Raw genomic sequence first — 16,438 nt, 5'->3', positions numbered from 1 at the left:
ACCAAGTCAAGAATAGGGCGGATTGCAGAGTGCCTCCAGTCACCGCTTTCGCATCCGGCGGTCAGCCGGATTTCCTCCTTGTTGTCGGTGGGTATATCGTCGCTGTCACAGTCGCCTCCGCGGTCGTGGTTGCAGCGCTTGACATGGTGGCGGGAGGCGTCAATTCGACATTTTTCTCAGCTTTCTTTATGGGCTGCGCATATACATTTGCCTATGCACTTCCCGGATTCATCGCTACTGTCATGATTGCCCGCTATTTCCGTTTGCGGGCATGGCTCTTCTTCACCGTCGCTGGCGGCCTTGACGGTATTGTGGCTTTGTGGATTTTGGACCGCCCGGGGCCGGGACCGAGTGATGACTTTATTCTCATGGTTATCGCTGGCGGTTTGGCTGGTGGCCTGGCCTACAGACTAATTGCATATCGACGGGGTGACGCTGCCGGCTGAAGCGCAGCTGCGCATTTTTTCTAATGGGCTTCTGGCAATTGTCACCCGAGGTTGTTATCTAGGGCAAACGGATCATCGCATCGGCCCTTGAAGCCGATTTGCCAAGGAAGACTGCTATGAGTGGCATCCACGATTTCATCGACAACGAAGTGAAGACCAACGACGTCGTCCTCTTCATGAAGGGCACGCCCGAATTCCCGCAGTGTGGGTTCTCCGGCCAGGTCGTGCAGATCCTCGACTACGTGGGCGTGGGCTACAAGGGCATCAACGTGCTCGCCGACGCCGACATCCGCCAGGGCATCAAGGACTATTCCAACTGGCCGACCATCCCGCAGCTTTACGTGAAGGGCGAGTTCGTCGGCGGTTGCGACATCGTGCGCGAGATGTTCCAGTCGGGCGAATTGCAGTCGCATCTTCAGGAACAGGGTATTTCGATCAAGGGCGCTGCCTGACGCTTAACGGTCTTCCCAAGGCCCAAAGCTTTTCAAAGGCGCCGCATCCCAGCGGCGCCTTCTCTCTTTTTCATGGAATATATAGATTATGTCTGGACTTTCCCCTGAATCGGCCCAGCGCCTCAAAGGCATGGGCAAGATGGAATTCATTGCGCTCATGGCGCTGCTGATGGCGCTCAATGCGCTCGCCATCGACATCATGCTGCCCGGCCTGCAGGAAATCGGCGCCAGTCTCGGCGTCGAGAACGAGAACCACCGGCAATATGTCATTTCCGCCTACCTGATCGGCTTTGCGCTCGCGCAGCTCATCTACGGTCCGGTCTCCGACCGCTTCGGCCGCCGTGCGCCCATGTTCGTCGGCCTTGCCATCTATGTCGTGTCGTCGCTTGCCGCGATCCTCGTGCCGAGCTTCGCCGCGCTTCTGGCGCTGCGCTTCATCCAGGGCATCGGCTCGGCCGCCATGCGCGTTATCACCGTCTCGATCGTCCGCGACATTTTCGGCGGCCGCGCGATGGCGGAAGCGATGTCGCTCATCATGATGGTGTTCATGGTCGTTCCGGTGCTGGCGCCGGGCACAGGCCAGATCGTCATGCTGTTCGGCGACTGGCACCTCATCTTCGTCTTCATGGCGGTGATGGCCGCCGTGATCTGGGCCTGGATGTATTTCCGCCTGCCGGAGACCCTGCATCCCGAAGACGTGCGGCCCTTCACGGTGCGCTCGGTCCTCGGCGGCTTCCGCATCGTCCTGACGGACCGCGTGGCGCTCTGCTACACGCTCGCCAGCACCTTCATCTTCGGCGCGTTGTTCGGCTTCATCAACTCGGCGCAGCAGATCTATGTCGGCATCTACGGGCTCGGCGTCTGGTTCCCGGTCGCCTTTGCCGGCGTTGCCGCCTTCATGGCCCTGTCGTCCTTCGTCAATGCCCGGCTGGTCGGCCGGTTCGGCATGCGGCGGCTGTCGCATGGCGCCCTGCTCGGCTTCCTCGGCGTCAATGCGTTCTGGCTGCTGCTGACGCTGGTCTGGGCACCGCACCTGCCGTTCGCGATCTTCATCGTGCTCTTCGCGCTGTCGATGTTCCAGTTCGGCTGGATCGGCTCGAACTTCAACTCGCTCGCCATGGAGCCGCTCGGCCACGTCGCCGGCACGGCCTCCTCGGTGCTCGGCTTCATGGGCACGGCCGGCGGCACGGTCCTCGGTGCCATCATCGGCCAGGCGTTCAACGGCACGGCGCTGCCGCTCGTCATGGGCTTCTTCGTGCTCTCGGTCATCGGCCTCGTCTTCGTGTTGATCGCCGAGCGCGGCAAGCTGTTCCAGCCGCACAACAAGCCGGTTTGAGGGAGAGCGTCGTCGCTCTCCTCCAGCCGGCCCAGCGTGAGAAAGGCACTTGCCCTTACCTCCAGCCGAACCGCTCGCGAGGAAGGCGCCTTACCTCCCCTCCGTCATGGTCGGGCTTGACCCGACCATCCAGGCCCAGGGGGCCGCGTGGATCCTCGGGTCGAGCCCGAGGATGACGAAAGCAGAAGGTTGCGGACAAACAAAAGGCCCGGCTGCGAATGCAGCCGGGCCTTTTTCATCGGTGGTCAAGCCGCCTCAATCCACGAAGACTTCGCGGCGCAGCATCTCCCAGCTGTCCTTGTCCGGCGCGACCAGGAGGCCGCCCTCGACATGGTGCGGCTTGTAGGCCGAGCCGTCGAAGCGCGCGGCATAGGCGCCGGCCTCCTCGGCGATCAGCGTGCCGGCGAGGTGGTCCCAGGGCATCAGCTTGTTGTACATCAGGTAATGCAGGTGGCCGCCGGCAAGGGTGCGGTATTCGTGCGCCGCGCAGCGATAGTTGGAGACGAAGGCCACCTTGGCGAGATTCGACAGGATGCGCGCCCGGCGCGCCCGGTCGAGGAAGCTGGTCGAGGCCATGCCGGTCATCGCTTCGAGCGGTGCGCCGCCCCGCGTCTTCAGCCGCACGGCCGGGCGGTGATCGCCGGTCTGCCACGCGCCGCCGCCCTTTTCCGCCATGACGAAGTCGTCGCCCATCGGATCGTAGATGATGCCGCCGACCGTCTCGCCGCCGGAGACGATCGCCGCCATGACGCCGAAGAGCGGCACGCCGGCGGCAAAGTTGAAGGTGCCGTCGATCGGGTCGACGACGATCGCGACGTCCGCATCCTTGAGCTTCGGCAGCAGCGCCGGATCGGCCGCGACCGATTCCTCGCCGACGAACAGCACGCCCGGAAACTGCGCCGCGACTTCCCGGCTGATGAAGCGTTCGGCCGCCTCGTCGGCTTCCGTCACCAGGTCGTTGGCATCCGCCTTGGTGCGGATGTCTCCCTTGGCGAGCGCGCGGAAGCGCGGGCGGATTTCCGCCTCCGCCGCCTGTGCAAGCACGAGGGCGAGGGCATTGATGTCAATCGTCGTCATGGGGCCTTACCGTTTCGAGGGAGGAGAAATCGAAAAGCTTCGGGTCGAGAAGATGGGACGGGTTGGTATGGCCGAGCGCGCGCAGCATGGCGTCCTTGCGGCCCGGCATGCGCGTCTCGATCTCCGCCAGCATCGCCTTCATCGCATTGCGCTGCAGGCCGTCCTGCGAGCCGCAGAGGTCGCAGGGGATGATCGGGAACCGCATGGCGGCGGCGAATTTGGCAAGATCGTCCTCCGCCGCATAGGCGAGCGGACGCAGCAGCATGACGTCGCCCTCGTCGTTCAGGAGTTTTGGCGGCATGGCGGCGAGCCGCCCGCCGTGGAAGAAGTTCATGAAGAAGGTTTCGAGAATATCCTCGCGATGGTGGCCGAGCACCAGCGCGTCGCAGCCCTCCTCCCGGGCGATGCGATAGAGATTGCCGCGCCGGAGCCGCGAGCAGAGCGAACAATAGGTCGCCCCTGACGGCACCTTCTCCTTCACGATGGAATAGGTGTCGCGATATTCGATCCGGTGCCTGACGCCGATGGATTTCAGGTAATCCGGCAGGATGTGCTTCGGAAAATTCGGCTGGCCCTGGTCGAGATTGCAGGCGACGAGCTCCACCGGCAAAAGGCCGCGCCATTGCAGGTCCATCAGCAGGGCGAGCAGGCCGTAGCTGTCCTTGCCGCCGGAAAGGCCGACGAGCCAGCGCTTCTGGCCCTTCAGCATGGCGAAATCGTCCATCGCCTGCCGGACCTGCCGCAGCAGGCGCTTGCGCAGCTTGTTGAAGGAGACGCTGGAGGGCGCGTCCGCAAAGAGCGGATGGCGGCCGGTATCCGGTGCGTCGTCGTCGGTATCAGCAAAGGCCAGGGTCGTAGATGCCGTCATGGGCCTGCAATGCCCCGAACCGGCCGCACAATCAAGCCCCGAAGACGGACCAGCCGGTGCGCGCCGCCAGCATTTCCAGCGCCAGCGAGCCGATGAGCGAATTGCCGTTCTCGTTGAGCCCCGGCGACCAGACGGCGACCGAGGCCTTTCCCGGCGCGACGGCCAGGATCCCGCCGCCGACGCCGCTCTTGCCCGGCAGGCCGACGCGGTAGGCGAAGTCGCCCGAGCCGTCATAGTGGCCGCAGGTCAGCATGAGTGCGTTGATACGCCGCGCCCGAAGATGCGAGACGACGCGGTGGCCGGTCAAAGGGTTGGTGCCGCTGTTGGCGAGGAACAGCCCCGCCTTGGCGAGTTGCCGGCAGCTCATCGCCAGCGCGCATTGATGGAAATAGACGCCGAGCACCAGTTCGGCCGCATGGTCGAGCCTGCCGAAGGAGCGCATGAAATTGGCGAGCGCAAAGTTGCGGAAGCCCGTCGCCTGCTCCGAGCGTGCCACGGCCTGGTCGATGATGATGTCGTCCTCGTCCGCGAGATAGCGCAGGAACCGCACGATCTCGCCGATCGCCTCCTTCGGCGTATGGCCGGCGAGCACGAGGTCGGTGATGGCGATCGCCCCGGCATTGATGAAGGGGTTGCGCGGGATGCCGCCCTCGTGCTCGAGCTGGACGATGGAGTTGAAGGCCGAGCCAGACGGTTCGCGGCCGACCCGCTTCCAGATCGCCTCGCCATGCTTGCCGAGGGCGAGCGTGAGGGTGAAGACCTTGGAAATGCTCTGGATGGAAAAGGCCTCGTCCGCGTCGCCGGCAAGGTGCACCGCGCCGTCGACCGTCACCACGGCGATGCCGAACTTCTTCGGATCCACATGGGCAAGCTGCGGAATGTAGTCCGCCACCCTGCCCTCGCCGCACCGTGGCGACAGGCTCGCGTGGATCTCCTCGACAATGCCCTGCAAGTCCGTCATCCCGTTCCCCCGAAACGAAAAAGCCGCCAATCTCTTGGCGGCTCAGACTGGCTGGCAAAGTCCCGAACCCCTCTCCTCCGTCATGCTCGGGCTTGACCCGAGCATCCATAAACCGTTGAGAAGGTTGGATCCTCGGCTCAAGGCCGAGGATGACGGTGGTGGGTGGCAAGGCTTGCCGGCAACCTGAGCCGCCAATTTCTTGGCGGCTTTTCCCGATTGCACAAGGTGTCGCCCGCGAATTAACGCGAGTAGAATTCGACGACCAGGTGCGGTTCCATGATGACGGCGTAGGGCACGTCGGAGAGAACCGGAACGCGAACGAAGGTCGCGGTCATCTTGTTGTGGTCGGCTTCGATGTAGTCCGGAACGTCGCGTTCAGCCAGACCGACGGATTCGAGAACCGTGACGAGCTGCTTGGACTTTTCCTTGACTTCGATGACGTCGCCCGGCTTGCAGCGGTAGGAACCGATGTTGACGCGCACGCCGTTGACCTTGACGTGGCCATGGTTGACGAACTGACGGGCAGCGAAGACCGTCGGAACGAACTTGGCGCGGTAGACGATCGCGTCGAGGCGCGATTCGAGCAGGCCGATCAGGTTCTCCGGGGTGTCGCCCTTGCGGCGCTCGGCTTCGGCGAAGATCGCGCGGAACTGCTTCTCGCGGATATCGCCATAGTAACCCTTCAGCTTCTGCTTGGCGCGGAGCTGGACACCGAAGTCCGAAAGCTTGGACTTGCGGCGCTGGCCGTGCTGGCCCGGGCCGTATTCGCGGCGGTTGACCGGGGACTTCGGACGGCCCCAGATGTTCTCGCCCATGCGGCGGTCGATTTTGTACTTGGATGCAGCGCGCTTGCTCATCGCATTTCCTCTTGGTCTTGTTTACCGGGCCAATGACGGACCGGCTGAAGGAAACACGCCCTCCTCTGAACCTTTCGGGTTCCGACAGGCTTCTCACGATCGCGACCGGAGAATCCACGGGACATGTCAAATGAAACACCGGACATTTCTGCCCGGCGTTGGCGGGGTCATTAGGGGAGTTTTACAGGACTGTCAACGAGCAAGGCCCGGAAAATCCGCCTATTCCGCCGCATCGCGGTGGGAATCGGCAAGGTCCGGCCCGTTGGCGTCGCCCGGCAGCGTCTCGCAGCCGAGGTCCGGGAAGGCGACGATGCGGTGGCCGGCAAGATCGCTGTGCACGACCACCAGCCCCTGCTCCTCGAAATAGCCGAGCAGCCGGCGCGCCCGGCGGGCCGAATGCGTGCCGTAGGCCCGCGCGATCCGGGCGTCCGAGGGGCAGGCGAGCCCGCGCACCGCGGCCTGCGCCACGAGCAGGAAGACACCCTGCAAATCCTCGGTCACGCTGCGCGACAGATCGAGCGCCCTGCCCCAGATTTCCGTCGCCGCTGTCTCGGCATCGACGCCGGAGCGCGCGACCGCCATCTTGCGGCGGAAGGCGGGAAGCGACAGCGGCGCGCCGGGCACGCGGCGGATGCGGCAGCGCACGAGGAAATCCTGGAACAGTTCGGCATCGGCCCGGAAGGCCGCATCGGGATTGCCGAGGATTTCGGCGAGCGCCTGGTCGAGCAGACCTTCCCGCTCCTCGGCGGAGATTTCCGGCACCGGTACCTTCGCCTCCGCCTGTACCGGCTCCGGCCGCGCGCGGGACAGTTCGGCGAGGATGTCCGTCGTCGGGCGCGGCGCCGGCGGCGCGCGGCGGACGAGCGGGCGGGAAAACTCGTCCGGATCGGGCGTGAAGATCAGGTCCTCCACGTCCGGCAGTGCATCCGGCAGCGGCATCAGCTTGGGGCTGGTCGAGCGCGCGGAGGTCTCGACCGCGCCGATCGTCACCGGCAAGGGGCGGCGCGACAGCGCCGGGCCGAGCGCGACGAAGGAACCGCGCGGCAGGTCGCGGAACATCTCCGCCTGCCGGCGGTCGAGCCCGAGCAGGTCGGCGGCGCGCGCCATGTCGATGTCGAGGAAGGTGCGGCCCATCAGGAAATTGGAGGCCTCGGCCGCGACGTTCTTGGCGAGCTTCGCCAGCCGCTGCGTGGCGATGACGCCGGCAAGGCCGCGCTTGCGGCCGCGGCACATCAGGTTGGTCATCGCGCCGAGCGACAGTTTTCGCGCCTCTTCGGAGACCTCGCCGCTGGCGGCGGGCGCGAAAAGCTGCGCCTCGTCGACGACGACGAGCACTGGGTACCAGAAGTCCCGGTCCGCATCGAACAGCGCATTCAAGAAGATGCCGGCCGCCCGCATCTGCTCGTCGGCCTCAAGGCCCTCCAGCGAGAGCACGCAGGAGACGCGGTGCTGGCGGATGCGGTTGGCGATGCCGACGAGCTCGGCTTCCGTGCGCTCGCCATCGACCACGACATGGCCGAACCGGTCGGAAAGCGTGACGAAATCCCCTTCGGGATCGATGATGACCTGCTGCACCCATTGGGCGGACTGCTCGAGCAGGCGCCGCAGGAGATGCGACTTTCCCGAGCCCGAATTGCCCTGCACGAGCAGGCGCGTCGCCAGCAGTTCCTCGATATCGAGCCTGGCCGGTGCGCCGCCCTGCACCGTTCCCATGTCGATGCCGACCTTCATCCCGTTCCTCGTTCCAAAATTCCTGATTCGCCGGTCGCCACCGGATATCCGGCAAGCCCTAACACGAAACAAGCATCCATCACGCCCGGCTTCTTGAAAGAATCCACAGGGAAAGCCGCATCAAACGACCCGAAGCCCGAAACCCTGCATCAGGCGGCGCGTCGAAAAGTCCGGCTTGCCGGAGGTGAAGACGGCGATGTCCTCGCCCGGGGCGAGGGTTTCCAGCGGGGGCACGAGGCGGCGGGCCTGGCGGGCGATGGCTTCGGCGGGGTCGAGCCAGTCGACCGGCCAGGGGGCGAGCTTGCGGAAGAGGTTGGCCATGAAGGGATAATGCGTGCAGGCGAGCACGACGATATCCGTCTTGCGGCCGTCCTCGTCGACGAAGCAGGGCACGATCTCGGCGCGCACGGCCTCGTCGGAGAAGGTCTCGCCGCGGATATAGGCCTCGGCCATGCGGGCGAGATTCTCCGAGCCGACGAGGCGCACGTCGCACTGGCTGGCGAAGGACTGGATGAGATCGCGCGTATAGGCGCGCTTCACCGTGCCGGGCGTGGCCAGCACCGAGACGAGGCCGGAACGCGTGCGCTCGGCGGCGGGCTTTATCGCGGGCACGGTGCCGACGAAGGGCATGTGTGGAAATGCGGCGCGCAGGTCCGCGCCCACCAGCGTGAAGGCGGTGTTGCAGGCGATGACGCAGACTTCCGGGTCGTGCTCGGCGAGCAGTTTCCCGAAGAGATCGATGATGTGCGCCTTCAGCGCCGGCTCTTCCCAGCCGCCATAGGGAAAGCCGGCATCGTCGGCCACATAGGTGAAGTGCCGCTCGGGCATCAGCACACGCGCCTCGCGCAGGACGGTCAGGCCGCCGATGCCGCTGTCGAACATCAGGATGGGCCTGGCCGCCGCCTGTTCCGGAAAGGGCCTATGCGTCGTCACGGGGCACCTTGGGCCGGCGGTTGCGGGTGCGGTTCGGGTTGGTCGCGCCGCGCGGCGATTCGCGGGTGAAGCGATCGAGGCAGGAGATGATGCCGCGCATGACCTGGATCTCCGTGCCGGTGAAGGAAGGACGCGTCAGGATGGCGCGCAGGTTCTCCACCAGCTTGGGCTTTTTTTCGGCGGGCCGGAAATAGCCGCGCGCCTCCAGCGTCTCCTCCACATGGTCGAAGAGGCCCTGCAGCTCCTCCTTCTTCGCCGGGCGCTGCGGCAGCGCGTCGAAGGGCGTGTCCTTGACGGAGGCAAGGCCGCTCTTCATCCACTCGTAGCTCATGAGGAGCACGGCCTGGGCGAGGTTGAGCGAGGCGAAGGCGGGGTTGACCGGGAAGGTCACCAGTTCGTCGGCGAGCGCGATTTCCTCGTTGGTGAGGCCCGTGCGTTCGCGGCCGAAGAGGATGCCGGTCTTCTGCCCGGCGCGGAAGCGCACGCGCAGGTCGTCGGCGGCGACGACCGGCGAGCGGACCTCCTTGTAGCCGTAGCGGTCGCGCGCGGTCGTCGCATAGACGAATTCGAGGTCGGCGACGGCCGCTTCCAGCGACGGATAGACCTTCGCCGCCTCGATGACATGGTCGGCCTTGCTGGCGGCGGAGATCGCCTTCTCGCTCGGCCAGCCGTCGCGCGGGTTGACGAGGCGCAGTTCGGCCAGGCCGAAATTCGCCATGGCGCGCGCCACCATGCCGATATTCTCGCCGAGTTGCGGATGAACGAGGATGATCGCCGGTCCCTCGGCGATCAGCGTGCGTTCGCTGTTCGTGCCTGCCATGCCCAAATATCCCTGGAAAGTTCGGGCTTCACTGGCACAATAAGCGGCAAATGAAAAGCATGAAGCCGCTCATTCGGGGGATTCGGCGGCGCTGCCGTTGCCGCCATTGGCGCCGGCCTCGGCGATCTCCACCATTTCCTTCTTCAGGGAGGCGCCCTCCTCGAAGCTCGGGCGCTCGATGTCGTCGATGACCGCCCGGCCGTCCTCCTCGATCATCTTGAAGACCAGCGTTTCCGGCTGCCAGCCGGCAGGCCGCTCGCCGAAGCAATGGCTGTTGTCGAAGGTCACGGTCACGTCCTCCGCGCCGTTCGCCAGTTGCCCCTCGGTGGTCGTCACGTCCTTCAGCGCGCAGCTGTCCTGGCCGCCGATCACCGGATCGTAGTCGAAGGGCGAATCGCCGTCGTCATAGGCCGGGAATTTCGCCGCCGCCTTGTATTTCGCAACGAAATCCTTGCTGTAGAGGCGCTTCAGGAAATCCTCGGAGAAGTAGTCCGTATAGGGCGGCGGCGTGTCGGTGTCTGTGTCCTCGCCCAGGTCCTGCCAGTTGACCGTCGCGGCCGCCATGACCTCCGAAACGGGCGCCTTGAAATCGGCGGCTGCAACGGAAACGGGAAGCAAAAGGGCGAGCGCCACGAGGCCGAAACGCGACATCATATTCTCCACTGGATGACGGCGGGCCGGAACGGGCCGCCGAAGAGCCTTCCTGAAACGGAATTTTGGCGAAACTTATTCTCAACGCCGGCGAAAATAAACCGTCTCGGCAATTGGTCGGCTTTGCCTTCCCGGCCACGAATGCTATAGGGCCAAACGTTCCTTTCAAGTCCACGATCCGGGGCGCAAGGCCCCGACAAAACACGAGGCTCTCCATGGCAAAGATCAAGGTCGCCAACCCCGTCGTCGAACTCGACGGCGACGAGATGACGCGCATCATCTGGCAGTTCATCAAGGACAAGCTGATCCATCCTTACCTGGATATCGACCTCGAATATTACGACCTCGGCATGGAGAACCGCGACGCCACCGACGACCAGGTGACGATCGACGCGGCCAACGCCATCAAGAAGCACGGCGTCGGCGTCAAGTGCGCCACCATCACGCCGGACGAGGCCCGCGTCGAGGAATTCAAGCTGAAGAAGATGTGGAAGTCGCCGAACGGCACGATCCGCAACATCCTCGGCGGCGTCATCTTCCGCGAGCCGATCATCTGCAAGAACGTGCCGCGCCTCGTTCCGGGCTGGACCAAGCCGATCATCGTCGGCCGCCACGCCTTCGGCGACCAGTACCGCGCCACCGACTTCAAGTTCCCCGGCAAGGGCAAGCTGACGATGAAGTTCGTCGGCGAGGACGGCAAGGAAATCGAATACGACGTGTTCGACGCCCCGTCCGCCGGTGTCGCCATGGGCATGTACAACCTCGACGATTCGATCACCGAATTCGCCCGCGCGTCGTTCAACTACGGCCTGCAGCGCAAGGTGCCGGTGTATCTCTCGACCAAGAACACCATCCTCAAGGTCTATGACGGCCGCTTCAAGGACATCTTCCAGCAGGTCTTCGACGCCGAGTTCGCTGAAAAGTTCAAGGAAGCCAAGATCTGGTACGAACACCGCCTGATCGACGACATGGTCGCCTCGGCGCTGAAATGGTCCGGCGGCTATGTCTGGGCGTGCAAGAACTACGACGGCGACGTTCAGTCCGACATCGTGGCCCAGGGCTTCGGCTCGCTCGGCCTGATGACCTCGGTCCTCATGACGCCGGACGGCAAGACCGTCGAAGCCGAAGCCGCGCACGGCACGGTGACGCGCCACTACCGCCAGCACCAGAAGGGCGAGGAAACCTCGACCAACTCGATCGCCTCGATCTTCGCCTGGACGCGTGGCCTTGCCCACCGCGCCAAGCTGGATGGCAATGCGGAGCTGGCGAAGTTCTCCGAGACGCTGGAACGCGTCTGCGTCGAGACTGTCGAATCGGGCTTCATGACCAAGGACCTCGCGCTCCTCATCGGCCCCGACCAGCCGTGGCTCTCCACCACCGGCTTCCTCGACAAGATCGACGAGAACCTCCAGAAGGCCATGGCGGCCTGATCCAGCAAGACCACGGAAAGCCCGGCCAAGCGCCGGGCTTTTTCGTTGCGGCCTCTTGCGGCAGGGCCCGTGTGCCCTATCCTCCCGGCCGGTTTGCAAGAGGAGGACGGCATGGCCGAGGAACTGGTTTTCTATAGCAACCCGATGTCGCGCGGGCGCATCGCCCGCTGGATGCTGGAGGAGGTCGGCGCGCCCTATCGCACCGAATGGCTGACCTTCGACGGCTCGATGAAATCGCCGGAATTCCTGGCGATCAACCCGATGGGCAAGGTGCCGACCATCCGCCACGGCCAGACCGTGGTGACGGAGGCGGCGGCGATCTGCGCCTATCTCGCCGATGCCTTCCCCCAAGCCGGCCTCGCCCCGCCGCCCGAAAAGCGCGGCGATTACTACCGCTGGCTCTTCTTCGCAGCCGGCCCGCTGGAAATGGCGGTCTCGCTGAAGGCCTTCGGCATCGAGGTTCCCAGGAAGCGCGAGCGCAGCATCGGCTGCGGCAGCTATGCTGCGGTCATGGGCGCCCTGTCGCTGGCCGTCACGCGCTGTCCCTACATCGCCGGCGACAATTTCACCGCCGCCGATGTCTATGTCGGCGCCCATATCAGCTGGGGCCTGCAATTCGGCTCGCTGGAGCCCCGGCCGGAATTCAAGGCCTATTGGGATCGCCTGAAGGAGCGGCCGGCCAGCAAGCGCGCGACCGCGATCGACGACGAGGAGATGCACCGCCAGCTTCAGGCGGCGAAGGGTTAGGGCGGGCTTACCGCCAGCCACCTGCCGTTCAGGCCGCGGCTTCGGCCGGCTGGAGCGGCAGGCATATTTCCGTCAGAAGCGCGTTCGGCGCAACCTCGCGCGGATTGTTGAGATAGGCCTCGAACATCACCTCGTCGCGGATCGAGCGTCCCGAGGCCGGCAGCCATGTGCCGTAGAGCCAGCGATAGGCCGCGCCCATATCGGCATAGGGACCCTGGTGGCGCAGCACCGCATAGTCGCCGCCCGCCAGCGTGCGGCGATCGAGCGGCGCCTCGGCGGGAATGGTCGCATCCGCCGTCACGCAGGCGAAGGAGCGAAGCTCCTCCTCCGCCACGAGATCGGGATCGTCGAGGAAGACGCCGATCATGCGCATGTCCGGCCGGAAGAGGTTGCGGGAGAAGAGCGCGCCATGCAGCGCCTCGAAGGCCTTGCCGATGCCCATGTAGGAACCGGAATGGGCAACGGCGAGCAGCGTCTGCTCGGGAATGGTGCGGATGGTCACGTCGAACATGCGGGAGCACTCCTTGTCGTTCTCGGGTTCGTAGGCGCGATGGGAGCCCTCCTTGCGGTAGCGTGCCGGCGGCATGCCATAGGCAGCCGCGAAGGTACGCGTGAAGGACTGGAGGTTGGCGTACCCCCATCGCGCGGCAATGTCCCGGACGGAGCGGTCGCTGCGCACCAGATCGCCCGCCGCACGGTGCAGACGCAGCCGGCGGACGGTTGCCGCCAGCGTCTCGTTGTGCACGGCGCGGTAGACGCGGTGCCAGTGATGGGCGGAAAGGCAGGCGATCTCCGACAGCCGGTCGAGGTCGAGATCCTCTTCCAGGTGCTCGTGGATATAGGCGGAAACCCGCAGCAGGCGTTTCTCATAGGCCGCCCAGATCCCGCTCTCGCTCATGCCGCTTCCCTCTCGCCGGAACGCATTCAACCAAGCACGGAGCGATTTCACAAATCCTGCGCTTCTGTCATGCTCTGCAATTTCTGCATAGCCTTGCCTTGTGCCATTGCAAAAACGGGCGACTCGGCGTGAGATGCCCCCGCCGGCCCTCCCTTACTCCATCCTCCGGCCTTCCGAGGCACCCATGACCGATACCTTGACGCCGAAGCTCGCCAGCGTTTTCGCGGAGGGCTATGGCCCCGCGCGTTTCAAGGCCGATGCGCTGGCCGGCCTCACGGTGGCGATCGTCGCGCTGCCGCTGTCCATGGCGATCGCCATCGCCTCCGGCGTCACGCCGGACCGCGGCCTCTACACCGCCATCATCGGCGGCTTCCTCGTTTCCGCGCTCGGCGGCAGCCGCTTCCAGGTCGGCGGGCCGGCCGGCGCCTTCATCGTGCTCGTCTCGGCCACGGTCGCCCGCCACGGCGTCGAGGGCCTGCTGGTCGCCACGCTGCTCTCCGGCCTCATGCTCGCGCTGGCCGGTTATCTCAGGCTCGGCAAGTACATCAAGTTCATCCCCTATCCCGTGACGGTCGGCTTCACGGCCGGCATCGCCGTCATCATCTTCGCCAGCCAGATCGGCGAACTGTTCGGCCTGAAGCTGGACGGGCGCGAGCCGGGGCCGATCGTCGAGAAGCTCGAGGCGCTCTGGGCCGCCCGGCCCAGCTTCAATCCGGCCGCCTTCGGCGTCGCCGGCCTCACCATCGCCGTCATCCTGCTGTTGCGCCGCTTCCGCCCGAGCTGGCCGAACCTGCTCATCGCCGTCACCATCGCCTCGTTCGCCACCGCGCTTCTCGCCCTGCCGGCGGACACGATCGGCACCCGCTTCAACGGCATTCCGCGCGGCCTGCCCCTGCCCGCGCTGCCGTCCTTCTCCCCCGAGCTCGTGCTCGCCGTCCTGCCGGATGCCGTCGCCTTCACGCTGCTCGGCGCCATCGAATCGCTGCTCTCGGCCGTCGTCGCCGACGGCATGACGGGGCGCAGGCACCGCTCCAGCATGGAGCTTATCGCCCAAGGAGTCGCCAATGTCGGCTCGGCGCTCTTCGGCGGCATCTGCGTGACGGGCACCATCGCCCGCACCGCCACGAACGTGCGCTCCGGCGCCACCAGCCCGGTCTCCGGCATGCTGCACGCGGTCTTCCTGCTGCTCTTCATGCTCGTCGCCGCGCCGCTCGCCAGCTATATCCCGCTCGCCGCGCTCGCCGGCGTGCTGGCGGTCGTCGCGTTCAACATGGTGGAGCGCCCGGCCATCGCCGCCCTCTTCCGCTCCTCGCGCGGCGATGCGGCGGTGCTCGTCGTCACCTTCCTGCTGGTCGTCTTCCGCGACCTGACGGAGGGCATCGTCGTCGGCTTCCTGCTCGGCGCGGTGCTGTTCATCGACCGCATGGGCAAGTCCGTCGACATCCGCGAGGAGACGGTGCCGCGCGTCGTGCGGGCGATCGAGAATGCCGGCGAGGACAGCGGCCTGCCCGAGCGGCCGGTCGCCGGCGACGATCCGGATACGGTGATCTACCGCATCAGCGGCGTCTTCTTCTTCGGCGCGGCGGCCAGCGTCGGCTCCGTGCTCGACCGCATCGCCGACCAGCGGCGCAATTTCGTGCTCGACTGCGCCGACGTGCCGCTGCTCGATTCCACCGCCGCCAGCGTCATCGAGGGCCTGGTGCGCAAGGCCGAGCGGGCCGGCGTGCGCGTCTTCATCACGGGCCTGAAGCCCGACATGCGCCGCATGCTGGAAGCCCACGAGCTGCACGCCCCGCGCGTCACCTTCACGGCCACCGTGGACGCCGCGATGGGCGAGATCGCGGCGACCACGCGCTGAAACCGCGCCGGAGCGGCGCGAACGGCTCTCCGTCCGATGCTTGTCATGCAAAGGAAAGCGCAGACGCCTCAGCCGGCGCGGGCGACATCCGAAGCGGCCGGGTTTCTCATGCGCTCGGCGACACCCGGAAGCCCCAGAGAGGGCGCCGCGCGCTTCACCTGGTTGCGGCCGGCCTCCTTGGCCGCATAGAGCGCGCCGTCGGCCGCCGAATGCAGGCGGTCGAAATCCGCTCCGAAGGTCGCGACATCCGCAAGGCCGATGCTGACCGAGACCGCGATCTCGTCATCCCCGGCGCGCACCGGCAGGGCGGCGACCTCCAGCCGCAGCGCCTCGGCGAACTGTTCGGCGGGCGCCATGTCGCGCCCCGGCGCAAAGAGCGCGAATTCCTCGCCGCCGAAGCGGCAGAACAACATGTTCGCCTCCAGGCGGGCGGCGACCTGCGCGGAAAACCGCTTCAGCACGAGATCGCCGGCGACGTGGCCGTAGGTGTCGTTGATCGCCTTGAACCGGTCGAGATCGAAGATCATCAGCGTGCCCTGCCGCCGGTCGCCCAGCAGTTTCTGCATGTCGTCCAGGAACGAGCCGCGGTTGGCGATGCCGGTCAGCGCGTCGGTGCGCGAGGCCTGGCGGTAGAGCGCCTCGCCCCGCTCCTTGATCAGCACCAGCATGGCGACGGCGGCAAGGATCGTATGGGCGAACAGTTCCAGGGAGAAGACCGCGAACCAGGCGGAATAGGCCGTGCCATGGCCGAAGGCCGCAGGCAGGACGATCGCCATGGGAATGCGCAGGCCATAGATGATGCCGTGGCTGACGAAAAAGGCCGCCGCAAGCATGCGGGTCGGCAGCGGCTCGGTGCGGTGCCCGCGCCAGATGTCGATGCCGATCCACAGGCAATAGGCGGTGATGATGGTCGAGCTGACGATGATGCGGTTGTTCACATCCTCCGACACCTGCGGGACGAGAAGATAGACGAGGCCCCACAGGACGGGGCCGGCCAGAACGACGGAACGATAAACGCGGCGGCGATCGAAGACGCGGAAGCCGGCCCACATGAACGCATAGCCGCAGGCGGCGAGCGCATTGCCGAGGCCGACGGTCAGGAGCGGCGGGCCGACGGAGCGCAGCGCGAACAGCAGCGTGCAGAGCGAGCCGACCCACATGGACAGGCACCAGTAGCCGGCCGCCCTGTGCCGCCGGTCGGTCAGCCACACCTGCAGCATGAAAATCCCGACGGCGGTCGTCGCCAGGAACGTACAGATCATCAAGGTTGAGATGCTGATGATGTCTTCAATCAAAATACGCACTCCGCACGCGCAGGATGCTAGGGGCAAACCTTGAAGACTTCGCAAACAAAAGCGGCGGGCCGAAGCCCG

16 protein-coding genes are annotated in these 16,438 nt (G+C 65.7%); 6 read left to right on the top strand and 10 right to left on the bottom strand.

All coding sequences use genetic code 11. The features are described 5' to 3' along the window. The first annotated feature begins 29 nt into the window (after window positions 1-29). From MUU56_RS00670 to MUU56_RS00660, 3 genes are all read left to right on the top strand, one after another. Complete coding sequence (locus tag MUU56_RS00670; protein WP_244765435.1) at window positions 30-446, top strand: hypothetical protein; 417 nt, start codon at window positions 30-32, stop codon at window positions 444-446. Window positions 447-562: 116 nt separating this feature from the next. Continuing rightward, window positions 563-898 carry a Grx4 family monothiol glutaredoxin gene (grxD, locus tag MUU56_RS00665; protein ID WP_244765434.1) on the top strand — a complete coding sequence of 112 codons (336 nt, stop codon included), beginning with the start codon at window positions 563-565 and terminating at the stop codon, window positions 896-898. 130 nt (window positions 899-1,028) lie between these two features. Next, the gene (locus MUU56_RS00660) at window positions 1,029-2,234 is read left to right on the top strand and encodes a multidrug effflux MFS transporter (protein WP_244765986.1); all 1,206 of its coding nucleotides are present in this window, start codon (window positions 1,029-1,031) and stop codon (window positions 2,232-2,234) included. A 255-nt stretch (window positions 2,235-2,489) separates the two neighbouring features. Here MUU56_RS00660 and MUU56_RS00655 read toward each other — a convergent pair whose 3' ends face one another. The 8 genes from MUU56_RS00655 to MUU56_RS00620 form a co-directional block, all read right to left on the bottom strand. Beyond that, window positions 2,490-3,311, bottom strand: coding sequence for an inositol monophosphatase family protein (locus tag MUU56_RS00655; protein ID WP_244765433.1), 822 nt, complete (start codon window positions 3,309-3,311; stop codon window positions 2,490-2,492). Then, the gene (gene ttcA, locus MUU56_RS00650) at window positions 3,298-4,179 is read right to left on the bottom strand and encodes a tRNA 2-thiocytidine(32) synthetase TtcA (RefSeq protein ID WP_244765432.1); all 882 of its coding nucleotides are present in this window, start codon (window positions 4,177-4,179) and stop codon (window positions 3,298-3,300) included. Before ttcA ends, MUU56_RS00655 begins: the two co-directional genes overlap by 14 nt. A 31-nt stretch (window positions 4,180-4,210) precedes the next feature. Further along, window positions 4,211-5,140, bottom strand: a complete 930-nt coding sequence (locus MUU56_RS00645) for a glutaminase (protein WP_244765431.1) — start codon at window positions 5,138-5,140, stop codon at window positions 4,211-4,213. A gap of 239 nt (window positions 5,141-5,379) precedes the next feature. Then, on the bottom strand, window positions 5,380-5,997 hold the full coding sequence (rpsD, locus tag MUU56_RS00640) for a 30S ribosomal protein S4 (protein ID WP_244765430.1): 618 nt from the start codon (window positions 5,995-5,997) through the stop codon (window positions 5,380-5,382). Between the two features lie 219 nt (window positions 5,998-6,216). Continuing rightward, window positions 6,217-7,728, bottom strand: coding sequence for an ATP-binding protein (locus tag MUU56_RS00635; RefSeq protein ID WP_244765429.1), 1,512 nt, complete (start codon window positions 7,726-7,728; stop codon window positions 6,217-6,219). A gap of 120 nt (window positions 7,729-7,848) precedes the next feature. Further along, window positions 7,849-8,610, bottom strand: a complete 762-nt coding sequence (gene murI / locus MUU56_RS00630; RefSeq protein WP_244765985.1) for a glutamate racemase — start codon at window positions 8,608-8,610, stop codon at window positions 7,849-7,851. A 37-nt stretch (window positions 8,611-8,647) separates the two neighbouring features. Next, complete coding sequence (locus tag MUU56_RS00625; protein WP_244765428.1) at window positions 8,648-9,481, bottom strand: RNA methyltransferase; 834 nt, start codon at window positions 9,479-9,481, stop codon at window positions 8,648-8,650. Between the two features lie 69 nt (window positions 9,482-9,550). Continuing rightward, entirely contained in the window at window positions 9,551-10,132 is a 582-nt protein-coding gene (locus MUU56_RS00620) for a hypothetical protein (protein WP_244765427.1), read from the bottom strand. A 215-nt stretch (window positions 10,133-10,347) separates the two neighbouring features. On the opposite strand from MUU56_RS00620, the gene MUU56_RS00615 reads away from it, so the two are divergent. Both MUU56_RS00615 and MUU56_RS00610 read left to right on the top strand, forming a co-directional pair. Continuing rightward, entirely contained in the window at window positions 10,348-11,562 is a 1,215-nt protein-coding gene (locus MUU56_RS00615; RefSeq protein WP_244765426.1) for an NADP-dependent isocitrate dehydrogenase, read from the top strand. 111 nt (window positions 11,563-11,673) lie between these two features. Beyond that, window positions 11,674-12,309: a glutathione S-transferase family protein gene (locus MUU56_RS00610; RefSeq protein ID WP_244765425.1), complete on the top strand. Its 636-nt coding sequence runs from the start codon at window positions 11,674-11,676 to the stop codon at window positions 12,307-12,309. 28 nt (window positions 12,310-12,337) lie between these two features. Here the strand turns inward: MUU56_RS00610 and MUU56_RS00605 are convergent, their stop codons facing one another. Further along, entirely contained in the window at window positions 12,338-13,207 is an 870-nt protein-coding gene (locus MUU56_RS00605) for an AraC family transcriptional regulator (protein WP_244765424.1), read from the bottom strand. A 184-nt stretch (window positions 13,208-13,391) separates the two neighbouring features. Between MUU56_RS00605 and MUU56_RS00600 the strand changes: the two genes are divergently transcribed. Then, window positions 13,392-15,065, top strand: coding sequence for a SulP family inorganic anion transporter (locus MUU56_RS00600; RefSeq protein ID WP_244765423.1), 1,674 nt, complete (start codon window positions 13,392-13,394; stop codon window positions 15,063-15,065). A 68-nt stretch (window positions 15,066-15,133) separates the two neighbouring features. On the opposite strand, the gene MUU56_RS00595 is transcribed toward MUU56_RS00600, so the two are convergent. After that, the gene (locus MUU56_RS00595) at window positions 15,134-16,327 is read right to left on the bottom strand and encodes a GGDEF domain-containing protein (protein ID WP_244765422.1); all 1,194 of its coding nucleotides are present in this window, start codon (window positions 16,325-16,327) and stop codon (window positions 15,134-15,136) included. Window positions 16,328-16,438: the final 111 nt, after the last annotated feature.

The sequence above is a fragment of the Shinella yambaruensis genome (assembly GCF_022899355.1).
GTDB classification, from domain to species: Bacteria; Pseudomonadota; Alphaproteobacteria; order Rhizobiales; family Rhizobiaceae; genus Shinella; species Shinella yambaruensis.
This window is presented reverse-complemented; position numbering and strand designations above follow the sequence as displayed.